General features: G+C 71.4%; 18 protein-coding genes and 1 pseudogene. 9 read left to right on the top strand and 10 right to left on the bottom strand.

Annotated elements, in window-relative coordinates; all coding sequences use genetic code 11:
• Nucleotides 1–173: 173 nt before the first annotated feature.
• Together AQJ91_RS02050 and AQJ91_RS48600 are read right to left on the bottom strand one after the other, a co-directional pair.
• Nucleotides 174–806, bottom strand: a complete 633-nt coding sequence (locus AQJ91_RS02050; RefSeq protein ID WP_067015288.1) for a nucleoside/nucleotide kinase family protein — start codon at nt 804–806, stop codon at nt 174–176.
• A complete protein-coding gene (locus AQJ91_RS48600) occupies nt 740–1,114 on the bottom strand; it encodes a winged helix-turn-helix transcriptional regulator (RefSeq protein ID WP_234381778.1) in 375 nt (124 codons plus the stop codon). Before AQJ91_RS48600 ends, AQJ91_RS02050 begins: the two co-directional genes overlap by 67 nt.
• 344 nt (nt 1,115–1,458) lie before the next feature.
• Here AQJ91_RS48600 and AQJ91_RS54295 point away from each other — a divergent pair, with 344 nt between their 5' ends.
• The 5 genes from AQJ91_RS54295 to AQJ91_RS02020 all read left to right on the top strand — a co-directional run bounded on the left by AQJ91_RS54295 (nt 1,459) and on the right by AQJ91_RS02020 (nt 5,009).
• Nucleotides 1,459–1,641 (top strand): hypothetical protein, encoded by a 183-nt coding sequence (locus AQJ91_RS54295; protein ID WP_199847822.1) that lies wholly within the window; start codon nt 1,459–1,461, stop codon nt 1,639–1,641.
• A 36-nt stretch (nt 1,642–1,677) separates the two neighbouring features.
• The gene (locus AQJ91_RS54290) at nt 1,678–2,034 is read left to right on the top strand and encodes an NAD(P)-dependent oxidoreductase (RefSeq protein WP_199847821.1); all 357 of its coding nucleotides are present in this window, start codon (nt 1,678–1,680) and stop codon (nt 2,032–2,034) included.
• A gap of 7 nt (nt 2,035–2,041) precedes the next feature.
• Entirely contained in the window at nt 2,042–2,773 is a 732-nt protein-coding gene (locus tag AQJ91_RS02030) for a DUF2293 domain-containing protein (RefSeq protein WP_079084619.1), read from the top strand.
• A 139-nt stretch (nt 2,774–2,912) separates the two neighbouring features.
• Nucleotides 2,913–3,392, top strand: a complete 480-nt coding sequence (locus AQJ91_RS02025; protein ID WP_067015276.1) for an anthrone oxygenase family protein — start codon at nt 2,913–2,915, stop codon at nt 3,390–3,392.
• A gap of 129 nt (nt 3,393–3,521) precedes the next feature.
• Nucleotides 3,522–5,009, top strand: coding sequence for a glutamate synthase subunit beta (locus AQJ91_RS02020; protein WP_067015270.1), 1,488 nt, complete (start codon nt 3,522–3,524; stop codon nt 5,007–5,009).
• Between the two features lie 29 nt (nt 5,010–5,038).
• On the opposite strand, the gene AQJ91_RS48595 is transcribed toward AQJ91_RS02020, so the two are convergent.
• Nucleotides 5,039–5,452: a carboxymuconolactone decarboxylase family protein gene (locus AQJ91_RS48595; protein WP_407696816.1), complete on the bottom strand. Its 414-nt coding sequence runs from the start codon at nt 5,450–5,452 to the stop codon at nt 5,039–5,041.
• On the opposite strand from AQJ91_RS48595, the gene AQJ91_RS02015 reads away from it, so the two are divergent.
• Nucleotides 5,422–5,814 carry a protein-tyrosine phosphatase family protein gene (locus tag AQJ91_RS02015; protein WP_324617966.1) on the top strand — a complete coding sequence of 131 codons (393 nt, stop codon included), beginning with the start codon at nt 5,422–5,424 and terminating at the stop codon, nt 5,812–5,814. The genes AQJ91_RS48595 and AQJ91_RS02015 overlap by 31 nt on opposite strands.
• 50 nt (nt 5,815–5,864) lie before the next feature.
• On the opposite strand, the gene AQJ91_RS02010 is transcribed toward AQJ91_RS02015, so the two are convergent.
• The 3 genes from AQJ91_RS02010 to AQJ91_RS02000 form a co-directional block, all read right to left on the bottom strand.
• On the bottom strand, nt 5,865–6,653 hold the full coding sequence (locus AQJ91_RS02010) for an SAM-dependent methyltransferase (RefSeq protein ID WP_067015268.1): 789 nt from the start codon (nt 6,651–6,653) through the stop codon (nt 5,865–5,867).
• A gap of 78 nt (nt 6,654–6,731) precedes the next feature.
• Nucleotides 6,732–6,986 carry a DUF397 domain-containing protein gene (locus tag AQJ91_RS02005; RefSeq protein WP_037668646.1) on the bottom strand — a complete coding sequence of 85 codons (255 nt, stop codon included), beginning with the start codon at nt 6,984–6,986 and terminating at the stop codon, nt 6,732–6,734.
• The gene (locus tag AQJ91_RS02000) at nt 6,987–7,847 is read right to left on the bottom strand and encodes a helix-turn-helix domain-containing protein (protein WP_067015266.1); all 861 of its coding nucleotides are present in this window, start codon (nt 7,845–7,847) and stop codon (nt 6,987–6,989) included. It lies immediately after the preceding gene.
• Nucleotides 7,848–8,072: 225 nt separating this feature from the next.
• Here AQJ91_RS02000 and AQJ91_RS01995 point away from each other — a divergent pair, with 225 nt between their 5' ends.
• The 3 genes from AQJ91_RS01995 to AQJ91_RS01985 all read left to right on the top strand — a co-directional run bounded on the left by AQJ91_RS01995 (nt 8,073) and on the right by AQJ91_RS01985 (nt 11,170).
• Nucleotides 8,073–8,675, top strand: a complete 603-nt coding sequence (locus AQJ91_RS01995) for an ATP-binding protein (RefSeq protein ID WP_067015264.1) — start codon at nt 8,073–8,075, stop codon at nt 8,673–8,675.
• The gene (locus tag AQJ91_RS01990; RefSeq protein WP_067015262.1) at nt 8,672–9,100 is read left to right on the top strand and encodes a hypothetical protein; all 429 of its coding nucleotides are present in this window, start codon (nt 8,672–8,674) and stop codon (nt 9,098–9,100) included. Before AQJ91_RS01995 ends, AQJ91_RS01990 begins: the two co-directional genes overlap by 4 nt.
• A gap of 126 nt (nt 9,101–9,226) precedes the next feature.
• Complete coding sequence (locus tag AQJ91_RS01985) at nt 9,227–11,170, top strand: ABC transporter ATP-binding protein (RefSeq protein WP_067015256.1); 1,944 nt, start codon at nt 9,227–9,229, stop codon at nt 11,168–11,170.
• Between the two features lie 2 nt (nt 11,171–11,172).
• Here AQJ91_RS01985 and AQJ91_RS01980 read toward each other — a convergent pair whose 3' ends face one another.
• The 4 genes and pseudogenes from AQJ91_RS01980 to AQJ91_RS01965 all read right to left on the bottom strand — a co-directional run bounded on the left by AQJ91_RS01980 (nt 11,173) and on the right by AQJ91_RS01965 (nt 14,839).
• Nucleotides 11,173–11,355, bottom strand: coding sequence for a hypothetical protein (locus AQJ91_RS01980; protein ID WP_067015255.1), 183 nt, complete (start codon nt 11,353–11,355; stop codon nt 11,173–11,175).
• 155 nt (nt 11,356–11,510) lie between these two features.
• Nucleotides 11,511–12,198: pseudogene (locus AQJ91_RS01975) on the bottom strand (DUF899 domain-containing protein).
• Nucleotides 12,199–12,303: 105 nt separating this feature from the next.
• Nucleotides 12,304–13,476, bottom strand: coding sequence for a cytochrome P450 family protein (locus AQJ91_RS01970; protein WP_067015254.1), 1,173 nt, complete (start codon nt 13,474–13,476; stop codon nt 12,304–12,306).
• Between the two features lie 10 nt (nt 13,477–13,486).
• Complete coding sequence (locus AQJ91_RS01965) at nt 13,487–14,839, bottom strand: amidohydrolase (RefSeq protein WP_067016095.1); 1,353 nt, start codon at nt 14,837–14,839, stop codon at nt 13,487–13,489.
• Nucleotides 14,840–14,940 lie beyond the last annotated feature (101 nt).

Here is a 14,940-nt window from a genome sequence, read left to right as displayed (position 1 = left end):
GTACCTCCCGGTGCCGGACGGCCGGCGCGGCGCGGAACGCACCGCTAGTCCCGGCGCCCATCATTCTCGCCGCGTCGCCGGAGCCACGCACCCGGAACCCGGCGGTAACGGGCTGCTCCTGCCCATCGCCACGGCGGCACAAGTGGTTGCCGACTCAACCGCTCCACGTCGGCTCAACCGCTCCACGCCGGATGGCGCGGATCGTCGGCGCGCACCAGGACGTCGGCAGTGCCGGCCGGGTCGGTCTCGTGCTCGTAGCGCTCGAAGGCGGGGAGGGTCCAGTGGTCGGTGTCGGGAGTGCGGCGGCGCAGGGCGCCCGGGGAGAGGAGGACGTGGACGGTCAGGTCGAAGGGGAACCAGTGCCGCATGAGGAAGGGACCGTGCAGCAACAGGACACCGCCGGGTGGGAGTTGGGTGTAGGAGCTGCGGGTGGCGCGGTCGGTGACCGGGTCCCACAGGTCGGGCAGGACACGGCCGTCGCCGCCCGGTTCGAGGGGGCCGAAGACCTCGCGCCACAGTGCGCCGGTGTCGAACCAGCCGCTGTAGTACGCCTCGACGTCCTGGTGGCCGTACTCCAGGCGGAGCGAGGCAGGGCGCTGGAAGCCGTCCGTGCCGACGACGAGCGAGGGGCGGCCGCGTATGCGCAGCGCCTCGCGGACGCGTTCGGCGAGGTCGCCCGGGCGGGCCGCCGGGGCGCCGTCGAAGGCGACGCGCGGCCAGGGGCTGCCGTCGGCCGGCTTCAGGTCGAGCAGGCGGTCGGCGAGGAGGTCGCCGAGCCGGTCCCAGGTGATCGCTTCGAGTCGCACACGGCCATCATGCGGCAGGGCGCGGCCGGGGCGTCGTGCTCATGGTCCTGGCGGGCGGCAAGCGGCTGGGGCAGGTGGGTCCCGCTCCAGACGCGGGCGGTGTCGAGGAGGGGGATCAGGGTGCGACCCAGGAGGATGAGGGCGTATTCGACACGGGGCGGGTTCTCGTCGTACGGGGTGCGGGTGAGCAGGCCGTCGCGTTCCATGGCGCGCAGAGTGCCGCTGAGGACCTTGGGCGTGATGGCCGGGAGGGGGACACGGAGTTCGGTGAAGCGGCGGGGGCCGGTTTCGAGGCAGCGGATGACCATCCCGGTCCACTTGCCGCCGCCCGGAAGGGGATCGTGGCGCAGGGGCAGGCGGGATGGGACATGTCGGGGTTCAGGGGCCCGGCCGGGCGCCGCCCGTGGCATCGGGTTCGGAGTCGGTCATCGGTCGAGGCTGGCGCCCGTACCGTTGAAGTAACCGGGATCACTCCTTCTAACGTCCAGGTCAGGCGCCGAAGGGCGGTGTCCGGCAAGGAGGCTGGTCATGGGGGGATCGTCGTCTTCGGCGCCGGTGGGCGGGCCGGGCGGGCGGTGACGGCCGTGGGGCGGGATCCGGAGCGGTAGCAGGCCCTCCCTGCCGGCGGAGGGTGTCACTCGTACGCGGTGACGTGACCGATGCCGGGTCGGTCGCCGGGGTCGTGGGCGGGCAGGTGGCCGCGGTGCACGCGGTGTCGCCGTTCAGTGGGCCGGAGCGGGGGTTCGGCTCGCTCGATCCGGCCTTCTTCGTGAAGGCGGCGGACGCGCTGTTCGGCGGGCTCGGCGCGCAGGGGTCCGGCGGCTCGTCACCGTGAGGTTGTCGCCAACCCGCTCAGGCGGACGAACAGCCGGTGATGGACGATCCGGGGGCGTTCCCGGCGGAGGTACGGCCGTGTGCGCCGGCGCACACGGCAGGCCTGCGGCGGCTACGGCAGGAAGTGGACGGCGCCGTCGACTGGGTCATGCTCACGCCGGGCGGAGGGCTGGCGGCGGGCGGCGCCCGTACGGGGCGTTACCGGCTCGGCGGCGAGCGGGTTCCCGACGGCGTCTCCGACCTGTCGTATGCCGATCTCGCGGTGGCCGTGCTCGACGAGATCGAGATGCCGACGCGGCACCGTATACGCGGTGTCGGTGTTCGATCCGGGCGGACGGTAGTGCCCGGAGGGCTCGATTCCGGCGGGGTCCCCGGGCCCGTCAGGGGGGAATGAACCACGTATGGCAGCCCGTACAACTCCCACGGCCCGCACCGGACTTCTCGTCATCCAGCCCGTCAGGCGGCGGCACTGCACCGAGTGTCACCGAGGGCCGCTGCCGATGCTCGTGCTGGAGGAAGGGGCGCCGCGGTGTCTCGGCTGTGCCGATCTCGGGCATCTGGTGTTCCTGCCGCGCGGGGACACGGCGCTGACGCGCCGGTCGCGGGAGGAGAGCGCGCTGTCGGCGGTGGTCGTGCGGTTCAACCGGCGCCGGGGGCGCTACGAGCGGCAGGGCGTCCTCGTCGAGGAGGCGGGGCTGGCCCGGGCCGAGCGGCGGTGCCTGGCGGACGCGGAGGCGCGACGGCGACGCCGGGTGCGGGACGCGCGGCGGCGGGCGGTCCAGGACGTGCGGTTCGCGGAGGCGTTCGCGGCGGAGATACGGCGGCTGTTTCCCGGGTGCCCGGACGACCGGGCGCGGGACATCGCCGGGCATGCGTCGGTGCGGGGCAGCGGGCGGGTGGGGCGGAGCGCGGCGGGGCGGGCGTTGTCCGAGCGGGCGGTGACGTCGGCGGTGGTGGCGTCCGTACGGCATCTGGACACGCCGTACGACCAGCTGCTGATGAGCGGGGTGCCACGGCATGAGGCTCGGCGGCGGATCGCGGCGGTGGTGGAGGCGACGCTGCGGGGGTGGCGGACGGAGGAGGTGGGGGAGGGGAAAGGGGAGGTGGCGGATGTGCTGAGCGGGCCGGTCTGATGCGAGGCGGGTGGTGAGTGGACGCTCGCGCATGCCCCCGCGACCTTCGGCCATGGTCACCGTTCTCGTACGGGATTTCACTTTTGGTGACGGATGGTGCCGGGCAAGATCTCGGCGGGACCCGGGGGTTGATGTTGACATGATCGATGGACCGTATTTCGTGCTGACGGTGCTGGGTGTGCTGGGGACCGGCCTGGTGGCGGGGGTCTTCTGCGCCTTCTCGACCTTCGTGATGCGTGGGCTCGCCGCGCTGCCGCCCGCGCAGGGCGTCGCCGCGATGAACTCGATCAACGTGGCCGCTGTGCGGCCGCCGTTCATGCTCGTGTTCGTCGGGTCGGCGGTGCTGTGCTCGGTGCTCGCGGTGGTGACGTTCGTGCTGTGGCCGGACGAGGGGCGGGTGGAGCTGCTGCTGGGCAGTGCGCTGTTTCTGTTCGGCTCGTTCGGGGTGACCATGGTCGCGAACGTGCCGCGCAACGACGCGCTGCTCAGGATGGATCCGGGCACTCCGGAGGCGGCCGCGTACTGGCCGACGTACGTCCGCGAGTGGACGGGATGGAATCACGTCCGCATGGTCGCCTCGGCGGCCGCGGCGGTGTCGTATCTTCTGGCCCTCGCCTGAGACCGAGACGGCCCGGAGAAAGCTCTGTCCCGCACTCTGCGCCAGTGGCCGATGAGACGTATCGTGGCCGGAAGAGTGCCGCCCGATGACGCACGGCTCACGTCACACGCGCACATGAGGAAGACGGCCATGGCCGATCCCAAGGGTTTCATGACCACCCCCCGCCAGGACTGGCCCCGCAGGCCGGTCGAGGAGCGGGTCAAGGACTGGGACGAGGTGTACGTCCCCGGGGCGTTGCTGCCCATCATCAGCAAACAGGCCGACCGCTGCATGGACTGCGGTGTCCCCTTCTGTCACGAGGCCTGTCCGCTGGGCAATCTGATCCCCGAGTGGAACGACCTCGTCTCCCGGGAGGACTGGCGGGCGGCGGCGGACCGGCTGCACGCCACCAACAACTTCCCCGAGTTCACCGGGCGATTGTGTCCCGCGCCGTGCGAGGCCGGGTGCGTGCTCGCGATCAACCAGCCGGCCGTCACCATCAAGAACGTCGAGTGCGCCATCGCCGACCGGGCCTGGGAGGAGGGGTTCGCGCCGCCGCGGCCGCCGGACCGGCTGTCCGGGCGGACGGTCGCGGTGATCGGGTCGGGGCCCACGGGACTCGCGGCGGCGCAGCAGTTGACGCGGGCGGGGCACACGGTCGCCGTGTACGAGCAGGACGACCGGATCGGGGGGCTGATGCGGTACGGGATCCCCGAGTTCAAGATGGAGAAGATCCATCTGGAGCGGCGGATCGAGCAGATGCGGGCCGAGGGGACCAAGTTCCGTACCTCCACGGCGGTCGGGCGGGACGTCGGGGCGGCGGAGCTGCGGGCGCGCTACGACGCCGTAGTGATCGCCACGGGCGCGACCGCGTGGCGTGAACTGGACGTACCCGGGCGGGGGTTGGCGGGGATCCAGCAGGCGATGGAGTATCTGCCGCTGGCCAACCGGGTGTGTGAGGGCGACCTGGAGAGGTCCCCGATGTCCGCCGCCGGGAAGCATGTCGTCATCGTCGGCGGCGGTGACACGGGGGCGGACTGCCTGGGCACCGCCGTACGGGAGGGTGCCGCGTCCGTCACCCAGCTGGACATCTACGCCCTGCCCGGCGCCGAGCGCGACGAGGACGCCGAGCCCTGGCCGACGTACCCGAAGATCTACCGGCTGTCGGCCGCGCACGAGGAGGCGCGGGACCTGGGGACGGCGCCCGCCGCGGACGCGGACGCGCGGCTGTTCGCGGCGTCGACGCTGCGTTTCACGGGGGACGCGGACGGGCACGTGCGGTCGCTGCACCTGGTGGAGGTCGACGCGCGGCGCCGCCCGGTACCGGGTACCGGGCGGACGCTTCCCGCCGACCTCGTGCTGCTCGCCCTCGGCTTCTCCGGGCCCGACCGGGGGGACGGGCTGATCGACCAGTTGGGGCTGGGGACGGAGCCGCGCGGGACGATCGCGCGGGACGCGGGGTTCGCCACGAACACCTCCGGCGTCTTCGTCGCGGGGGACGCCGCGCGGGGCCAGTCGCTGATCGTGTGGGCCATCGCGGAGGGGCGGGCGGTGGCGGCGGCCGTCGATCGCCATCTGACGGGGAGTTCGCGGCTGCCGGCGCCGATATCGCCGTATGACCGGCCGATGACTGTGTAGTCGGCGTCGTCGATGGGACGGCCCCGCCGCTAGCGTCGCTCGTCCGTCCCCGCCACCTTGGCCGTTGCCAGTGCCACGGGGTTCCACGTGTTGATCGTGAGGATCAGGGACAGTACGTGCGCCAGTTCCCGTTCCTCGAAGTGGGTCGCGGCCTCCGTGTAGACGTCGTCCGGGACGCCGTCGTCGGCCACCAGGGTCACCGCCTCCGCGAGGGCGAGGGCCGCCTGTTCCTTCTCAGTTAAGGAGCAGCGGCCTCGCACCCGACGGGACCTCTGTGCAGACGGTCCTCTCTCTTGCCCACCTTGCGCACGCCGTGCGTCGTTGGTGTGCATTTGACATCCTCGCCCCCTCAACGGGAGCGATTCCAACCCTGGCGGTTGAGGTTCACGGACACTCGACCGCAGACGCGGTGTTGTCCCGCCGGCAATGTCCTGCCGCGACAGTCGCAACCTATCGCAGGGGGCTGAAGGTCGTACGGCTGCCCATCCGGGACGGGCAGACGCCCAAGCCCGCGCAGGTGCAGCAGTTGCTGAGCGCCGTCGGCGGCGCGGACGGCAAGGTGTTCGTGCACTGCGGTGCAGGAGTCGGCCGTACGGGCACGATGGCGGCCGCCTATCTGGTACAGATCGGGGAACAGTCGTCGTCGGCAGCGGTCCGGCGCAACCTCGCGGTCGGACCGCCGTCGATCGAGCAGATCTACTACGGGCTGAACCTCAGCCCCAGCAAGGCCGAGCAGCCGCCGCTCCCGGTGGTGGCCGTCAGCCGCCTGGTGGACGCGCCCCGGCGCATGTGGTCCTGGCTGTAAGCCAGTTGGTCACGCACCGGAACACAGGGCCCTGACCGCAAGCGAGTTGGTCAGGGCTTCCGCCCCACCGCCCCGTACCCGGGAATGACCCCGTCGTCCTGCCCGGGTACCGCCTCTCCCAGCTCGGGGTGCCACCGGTGCGGCACCTCGACGCCGGGCTCGACGAGTTCGAGGCCGGCGTAGAAGCGGGTGAAGTCGGCGCGGGAGCGCAACGCCAGGGTGACGCCCGCCGCCCTGAGCTTCTCGGTCGCCGCCTTCGACTCCTCGGGGGTGAAGTCGGCGGTCGCGTGACTCATCACCAGGTAGCTGCCGGACGGAAGTTCGGACAGCAGCCGGCCGACCAGCTCGTGCGCGCCGTCCTCGTCGGGGACGAAGTGCAGCAGCGCGATGAGCGAGAGTGCCACCGGCCGGCCGAAGTCCAGGACCTTCCGCGCGCCTTCGACGATGGCGGCGGGGTCCCGCACGTCGGCCTGCAGATACTCGGTCGCCCCCTCGTCCGTGCCGCGCAGCAGGGCCGCCGCGTGAGCCAGCACGATGGGGTCGTTGTCGCAGTAGACGACACGCGCGTCGGACGCGGTCTCCTGGGCGACCTGATGGAGGTTCGGCTCGGTGGGGATGCCCGTGCCGATGTCCAGGAACTGCCGTACGCCCTGCCGGGCGAGCCAGCGGGTGGCCCGGTGCATGAAGGCGCGGTTGACCCGCGCCATCACGGGGACCCGCGGGTCGAGGGCGAGCATCTGGCGCCCCATGGCCTCGTCGACGGGGTAGTTGTCCTTGCCACCGAGGTACCAGTCGTACATCCGCGCGGGATGGGGCCTGCTGGTGTCGATCGCGGTCATGAGGCACTCCGTAAGACACAATGAGTAATCAATTCAGCACCAAGTTAAGAGAGTTGAGCGAGAGAAAAGAGCAACACGTCAGGACAGGAGGAAGTCGGCCTCCCCCGCCTTGGCGCCTTGGATGAACGCGGTCATCTCGTCGGTGGTGTAGATCAGGGCCGGTCCGTCCGGGTCGGTCGACTGGCGGACGGCGATCCGGCCGTCGGCGAGCTTCATCGCCTCCAGGCAGTTGCCGCCGTTGCCGCCGCTCCACGGTTTGTGCCAGCCTTCGCTGCCCAAGTCCCGCGCGGGCATACCGTTGTAGACCTGTTTGCGCGGCTTGATGCGATCCATTCACAGCTCCTTGCGGAGATCCTTGAGGATCTCCTTCGTGCGATGTGCCGTAGCGGCCTGCGCCGCCATGCGGTCCATGACCTCGAGGTGGGTCGCCACCTCGCTGCGCGCGTCCAGGTAGACGGCGCCGGTCAGGTACTCGCTGTAGACCATGTCCGGCAGTTCTGACATGGCAAATCGGAACAGCACGAAGGGCCCGTACGTGCCGGGGTGCGGCCCGTTGCCGAACGGGGCCACCTGCAGCGTCACGTTGGGCAGCTTCGTGGCCTCGAGCAGTCGGTCGATCTGGGCACGCATCACCTCCGGGCCGCCGACCTGGCGGCGCAGCACGGTCTCGTCCATCACGACCCAAAGGCGGGGCGCGTCCTGACGGGTGAGCAGTTCCTGGCGCTGCATGCGCAGCGCGACATGACCCTCGATGTCCTCGGGCTCGGTCTGGCCGATGGCGCCCGACTTCAGCACTCCGCGCGCGTAGTCCTCGGTCTGCAGCAGACCGGGCACGAAGTGCGGCTCGTACGACCGGATCAGGGCGGCCGCGCCCTCCAGGCTGACGTACATCGAGAACCAGCCCGGCAGGATGTCGTGGAACCGCTGCCACCAGCCGGGTTTGTTGGCGTCCTCGGCGAGTTGGACGAAGGCGTAGGCCTCGTCGTCGCAGACGCCGTAGGCCTTCAGGAGCATCTGGAGGTACGGGATCTTGAGCGCGACCTCGGCCATCTCCATACGGCGGACCGTGGCGGGGGCGACGCGCAGGATGCGGGCGGCCTCCTCACGCTTGAGACCGGCACGTTCGCGCAGGTCGAGGAGGCGTCGGCCGAGGACGACCTGACCGACCGTCGGCGCGGACCGCGGCTCGCTCACGCTCCACCTCCCATAAGAGTCCTGACAGCCCGGTCACCAAGGATTCCCGACAGCCCTACGGCGCCATTCGAAGACCTATTCGAAGATCTGGGTGGATCTCCGTCGATCTCAACTGGCGCCGCTGCACGTGCTGTTGCGAGCAGTGTGCCACGGCCTTCCACGGCATCACACGGCACTCTGCAATTTTCAGAGTGACACTTGCCAAGTGTTCACGGCGGGGCGATAGTGGCAAGCGTGATTCCGCCCGCGCCCTTAGGAACAGACGCCGCCGCAGGCCGCTCCGGCCTCGGTGCCGCCACGGGAGCAGGCCCCCTGAGGGCGTCCGCTGCCGAGCGCCGGTTCCGCTTCGAACTGGCTGCCCATCCGGGTTCTCCCGCGCAGGCCAGACGCCTGACAAGGGCGCGGCTGAACGGCTGGTCGGTGTGTGAGGACACCTGCGACTCGGCGGCCCTGGTGGTCTCCGAGCTGGTCACCAACGCCATCGTGCACACCGCGAGCAGCCATATCGTCTGCGAGCTGCACGACGGCGCCGACCTGCTGCGAATAGCGGTGCGCGACGAGGGCTGCGCGCCGGGCGAGCTGGGTGGGCCGCACCCGTCCGGGCCGCGGTCCGAGGAGGAGCGTGGGAGGGGACTGCTCCTCGTCGACGCCCTGTGCCACGCCTGGGGCGCCCTCCAGCACGGTCCCGGCCTACTGGTCTGGGCCGAGCTGCCCCGCGCCGCGGTCCCGTACGGCGATCTGGGCTGGGGTTCCCGCCCGAAACCGGGCCCGGCCGGCGGCTCGGGTGGCGAGCCGGAGGGCCACCACCGCGTGGAGGGCACCCGGTGAGCGCCGCGTCCGGCGGCGGCCAGGTTCTGAGCCTGGACACCCTGGTCCGTCTGGGCCGCGGGCTGCGCACCCCGGGAACACCCCGGCGGCTGGCGGTCCCGGACGGTATGACGGCTCCCCTGGGCTGCGACGCGGTGGCGATGCCCGCCCGATTCGGGCCGCTGGTCCTGCCCCGGCTGCCCCGGGTGGGATGTGTCTACGCCGATGACACGCACTGGTGGTGGATCGTTCCGTCCGACTCCGACTACGCGCTGGAGTGGCCGGCGCCCACGCAGTACGCCACGGGGGCGCTCGTCCCCGACATCCCGCGCCTGATCCACCGGCCGGACGGCACGCTGCCCTACACGCCGCCGATTCCGCTCTATCTGGCGCTGTGCCGGGTCACGGGCACCACACCCTCCTGGTCGCGGCAGGTCAGCGCGTAAGCGCCGCGCAAAGCCCCGGGTGTGCGCCCGCGCGTATCACCCTCCCCGACTCACGCCCTGCCCCGAAGCCGTCCGCCCCGCGATAGTGGCCGTCCGTCCGGGATTGGCGATCGGGGGAGATCGACGGTGGGAAAGAAGCACGACGCGGGCGAGCCCGAGGTGTCCGAGTCGGAGCAGCTGCTCTTCGGTGGCCCGTTGCGCTACGACATGGGGTGGAACCAGCACCGGGACGCCTTCCTGGAGCTGAACTTCCGGGCCATGGTGACCCGGCTGCCGGCCCTGCTGGCGTCCGCCTTCCGGCTCGCCTGGCAGGCCGACCGGGGTGCGGCCCGGGTGGTGCTGGCGGCCGAGGTGGGCCGGGGCCTGGCCCAGGCGGTGAGCCTGCTGGCGGTGAACAGCGTGCTGGGCCGGCTGATCGGCGGCGGCGTACTGGCGGACCGGCTGCGCGGCGCCGTCCCCGCGCTGGCCACGATGGCCGCGGTGATGCTGGTCGCGGCGCTGCTGCGGGCGGCGTCGACGTATGCCACCGGGCGTCTGGAGCCCAAGGTGGAGCGGGTGGCGACGGAGCTGTATCTGGAGCGGGCGGCGGCCGTGGAGCTGGCCGCGATCGAGGACCACGCCTTCCACAAGCTGCTGGACACCGCGCAGTACGGCGCCTCGTCCGCCCGGCGCATGATCGTGTACAGCACCCGGGTGGTGAACGCGTCGATCTCACTGATCGCGGCGGCGGGCGTGCTGACCGTGCTGCACCCGGCGCTGCTCCCCCTCCTCGCCACGATGACCCTGCCCAGCGCCTGGAGCGCCCTGACCATCGCACGGCGCCGCTACGAGTCCTTCCACACCTGGGTGCAGCACGCCCGCGCCGGCCATCTGATCAGCGGCCTGCTGACCGAACCGGCGGCCGCGCCCGAGATCCGCGTGCACGGTGTCGGCCCGTTCCTGCTGCGGCACTACCGGGCGATGTCGGAGACGGCGGAGGCGGAGCAGGAGCGGCTGGCCCGGCTCGCGGCCCGGACCGGCCTGATCGCGGCGGCCTGGACCGGGATCGCGACGGTGGCGACGTACGCGACGCTCGGCGGGCTGCTGCTCGCGGGCGCGATGGCACTGGCGGTGGCCGGTACGGCCGTGATCGCGATCCGGACGGGCTCCTCGAGCCTGGACAGTCTCGTCCTTGAGGTCAACCAGCTCCACGAGGAGGCCCTGTTCGTGGGCGATCTGCAACGCCTGTACGTCGAGGCGGCCGAACGGGCGATCCCGGTCGGCGGGGAACCGCTGCCCGAGGATCCCCGGGAGATCCGCTTCGAGAACGTCACGTTCAGCTACCCGGGCGAGGCCGCCCGCCCCGCCCTGGACGACGTCACCCTCACGCTCCCCCTGGGCCGCATCGTCGCGCTGGTCGGGGAGAACGGCTCGGGCAAGACGACCCTGGTCAAGCTGCTCGCCGGCCTCTACACCCCGGACCGGGGCCGCGTCCTGTGGGACGGCGTCGACGCGGCGACCGCCGACCGGCGCCAGCTGGCCGAACGCATCGCGATGGTGGCGCAGGACTTCAAGCGCTGGCCGTTCACCGCGCGCGTGAACGTGGCCGTCGGCCGTTCCTCGGCTCCCCTCACCGAGGACCGTATGACCGCCTCGCTCGCCGAGGCCGGTGCCGAGGACGTGGTGGCCGACCTGCCGCGTGGCCTGGACACCCTGCTGGCCCGCCAGTTCAACGGCGGGCACGAGCTGTCCGGCGGCCAGTGGCAGCGGCTCGGCATCGCGCGGGCCGCCTACCGGCGCGGCCGCATCCTGATCGTGGACGAGCCGACGGCCGCCCTGGACGCCCGGGCCGAGCTGGAGGTCTTCGAGAAGATCCGCGCCCTGGCCTCCGCGGGGCAGACCGTTGTCCTCATCACCCACCGGCTGGCGTCCGTACGCCACGCCGATCTGGTGCACGTCCTGGACCAGGGCCGGCTCGTCGAGTCCGGTACGCCCGACGAGCTGCTGGCCACCGGTGGCGTCTACGCGGAGCTGTACTCGCTCCAGGCGGAACAGTTCACGACACGGGTGCCGGCGCCGAAGGCCGGCTGAGCTCAGGCCGCCGCGTCCACGGTCACGTCGCCGCGCACGATCACCAGGAACGCGTCCGTCGCGAGGTCCATGACGACCTCGGCGGGCAGCCCTTCCTGCCGCCGCGCCTGCGCGAACTCCTCCGCCGGCCACGATCCGCGCGGTCCGCCTGCGGGAAAGCGCATGAGCACCGTTCGCCCGTTCACCGTGCACCTCCATGTAGCGCTGTACTCAATGAGTTAAACGCCAACGACGGGGTGAACGCCTCGCCAAGTGACGGTACTGAGACGTAGTTGACACTCGTCCACCGCGGAGTGTGAGCAGACTCTCGGCATTTGTCCGTTTAAGGTCACTCTCCGCGTCACTCCTCGTACTCGTCGTGATACCGGATGCGTTCGCTCCCCGCAGGCGCCCCGAGGGCCGACGCGCGCCCCTCGGGCCTCTCCCACTCCTCCTGCCGCCCCAGTGCCGTCAGGTCCAGGAAGCTGGTGGTCGAACCCAGCCCGTCGAGGCCGCGCTCGTAGGTCGAGTAGGTGTGGAACACCCGGTCGTGGTCGCGCAGGAAACAGTTGATGCCCGGCCGCTCGACGGGTTCGCCCTCGTACTCCAGGGTCACCTCGAAGTCGTGGTTGAAATCACTGCCGTAGGACGAGTACCAGGGCACGGTCCAGCCCATGCGCGCCTTGAACGGCAGGATCTTCGGATACGACGCCCGGGACACGGCCGCGAACGTGGTGCCGCGTGCCTCCAGATGGGCCAGGTGCCCGATCTGGTCCAGGAACGCCGAGCAGCTGCGGCAGCCCGTGTCCCACTCGGGGGCGAACATGAAGTGGTGGACGACGAGTTGGTGCCGCCCCTCGAACAGGTCGAGCAGCGTGGCCTTCCCGTCGCCGCCCTCGAAGACGTACTCCGCGTCGACCTCGACCATGGGCAGCCCACGCCGCTCGGCGTTGAGCGCGTCACGCGCGTGTGGCCGCCTTCTCCTTGGCCAGTAACTCCTCGCGTGCCGCGCGCCATTGCCGACGCGAGACGATCTCCGGAAGCGACATGGGTCCCTCCTGCTCCAGTGGTCCGTTCTGGTGGTGACTGGAGCACGGGCGCGGAACTCATCGCCGGTTCGGGAAGATCTTTCGGCGCCTGTCACCGGGGGCACTTCACTGGGAGTACGTCACCGGGAGCGCGAGCAGGCCACGAGCGCGTACGGACGGACGCCACCGTACGTCGCTCTCGCCGAGCACGAGATCCGGGAACCGCTCCAGCAGCGCGGCCAGGGCGATCTCGGTCTCGGCTCGGGCCAGCGGCGCACCGAGGCAGTAGTGGATGCCGTGACCGAGCGCCAGATGGCCGGAGGTGTCGCGGTCGAGGTCGAGGCGGTCGGGGTCGGGGTAGCGGGCGGGGTCGCGGTTGGCGGCGGACGGGGAGAGCAGGACGGTCTCGCCGGCGGGGACGGTGACACCTCCGATGGTCACGTCCTTGGTGGGGAAGCGGCGGATGGCGAGCAGGGCAGGGCCTTCGTAGCGGGCGAACTCCTCGACGGCGCTGGGCAGTCGGGACGGCTCCTTGCGCAGCTGGGCGAGCTGCTCGGGGTGCTCCAGGAGGGCGAGGACCGCGTTCCCGATGAGCTGGACGGTGTTCTCGTATCCGGCGAAGAGGATGAGGAAGGCGAGGGACATCAGCTCGTCCTCGCCGAGCCGGTCGCCCTCGTCCCGTACCGCGATCAGGTCGGAGAGCAGGTCGTCGGCGGGCGCCTCGCGCTTGTCCGCGAGGAGTTCGGTGAAGAAGCCGAGCATCGCCGCAACCGCCTCCTTGGCGGCCCGCGGGCGGGTGGGGTCGGGGGCGACGAGGGTGTCGGTCCAGACCCGGAAGTCACGCCGGTGCCGCTCCGGGACGCCGAGGAGGTCGCAGATGACGGTGATGGGCAGCGGCGCGGCGTAGGAGGCGATCAGGTCGGTGGTGCCCTGCGGGCCGAGGGCGTCGAGGAGATGATCGGCGGTCCGGCGGATGGGCGTACGGAGTTGTTCGACCCGGCGTGGAGTGAAGGCGCGGACGACCAGGCGGCGGATGCGGGTGTGGTCGGGCGGGTCCATGTTGAGGAGGTTGGCGTCGAGAGCCGGTGGCAGGGCGAAGCCCTTGTAGTTGCCCTCCTTCGCACGGCTCTTGTCCAGCGACAGCCGTGGGTCGGCGAGGGCCTCGCGCACGTCGTCGTACCGGGTCACGAGCCAGGCGGGCCGGCCGTCGGTGCCGGCGATGCGGTGCACCGGCGCGGTCTCACGCAGGCGCCGGTAGACGTCGTACGGGTGGTCGATGAGGCCGTCGGCGGGATCCATGGAGATCAGCCTATGTGTCGTAGTCCTGGATCCGCCTGCCGTGGCTGCGGTCCAGCAGGGCGGGCATGCGCTCCCCCAACTCCCGTACGACTGCGGGCACGTCGAGGGTGAGCAGCTCGCGGTCGCGCATCAGGATCCGCCCGTCGACGATGGTCGTGCGGACGTCGGAGGAACGGGCGCTGTGCACGAGGGTGGCGGCGAGGTCGTGGACGGGCTGGGTGTGCGGGCCGGCGAGGTCGACGAGGACGATGTCGGCGCGGCGGCCCGGTGCGATGCTGCCGATGCTGTCACCGAGACCGACGGCGCGTGCGCTCTGCAGCGTGGCGTGGTGCAGAGATTGACGGGACGTCAGCCAGCGCGGATCACCCTCGGTCGACTTCTGGATGAGGGAGGTGAGCGCCATCGACTCCCACACGTCGAGGGAGTTGTTGGAGGCGGCGCCGTCCGTGGCGAGTCCGACGGGGATGCCGATGTCACGCAGGGCGCGGACCGGGGTGGTCGTGGGCCAGGCGAACTTGAGGTACCCGCGGGGTGCGCTGGCGACGGCGACACGGCCGGTGGCGGCGGCCAGGACGGGCAGGTCGCGGTCGAGGATGCCGGTGCCGTGGGCGATGAGGACGTCCGTGTCGAGGATTCCGGTGCGCTGGAGGACCTCGATGGGGGTGACGCCGTGCCGGGCGAGGCTGGTGTCGGCCTGGTCGCGGTTCTCGGAGGCGTGGAGGTGGACGGGCAGGCCGTGCTCGCGGGCCAGTTCGGCAGTGGCGGTGAGGTCTGCGTCGTCGACGGTGTAGGGGGCGTGCGGGGCGAGAGCGGTGGTGATACGGCCGTCGGCACCGCCGCGGTGCCGGAGCGCGAACTCGGCGGACTTCTCCCGCCCTTGGGGCCCCTGGGAGGAGAAGAAGGCCTCGCCGAGATGAGCCCGGATCCCGCACTCGGCGACGACGGCGGCGACCGCGTCCATGGCGAAATAGTGGTCGGCGAAGCAGGTGACGCCCCCGCGGATCATCTCGGCGCAGGCGAGCCGCGCCCCCAACTCCACGTCCTTCTCGGTGAGGTTGGACTCGATGGGCCAGACGACGTCGTTGAACCACTCCTCGGTGGGCAGGTCCTCGGCGACCCCGCGCAGGGTGACCATCGGGGCGTGCGTATGGCAGTTGATCAGACCCGGCATCGCGACCTGGCCACGCGCCTCGAGGCGCTCGGTCGCGGGCAGGTCCTCGGCCTCCGCGCTGCTGATCACCGCGTCGACGACCCCGTCCCGCACGACGATGGCGGCATCCTCGGCGAACCCGATCCGTTCTTGATCGTCGTGCGTGAGAACCGTGCACCGGGTGATGATGAGACCTGCGGGAGAAGGCGTCATGCACGCACCGTACGACGCGGTCGTGCCCTCGGAGGGGGCGAACCACGCATCCCGGCGCGGCTCTGTCCAGGCGGCGCGGGCACGTGCACTCTGGCCTGACC

It is taken from the genome of Streptomyces dysideae (assembly GCF_001514305.1).
GTDB lineage: Bacteria > Actinomycetota > Actinomycetes > Streptomycetales > Streptomycetaceae > Streptomyces > Streptomyces dysideae.
Note: the sequence above shows the minus strand (reverse complement) of the source record. Positions and strands in the feature narration are given on the sequence as shown.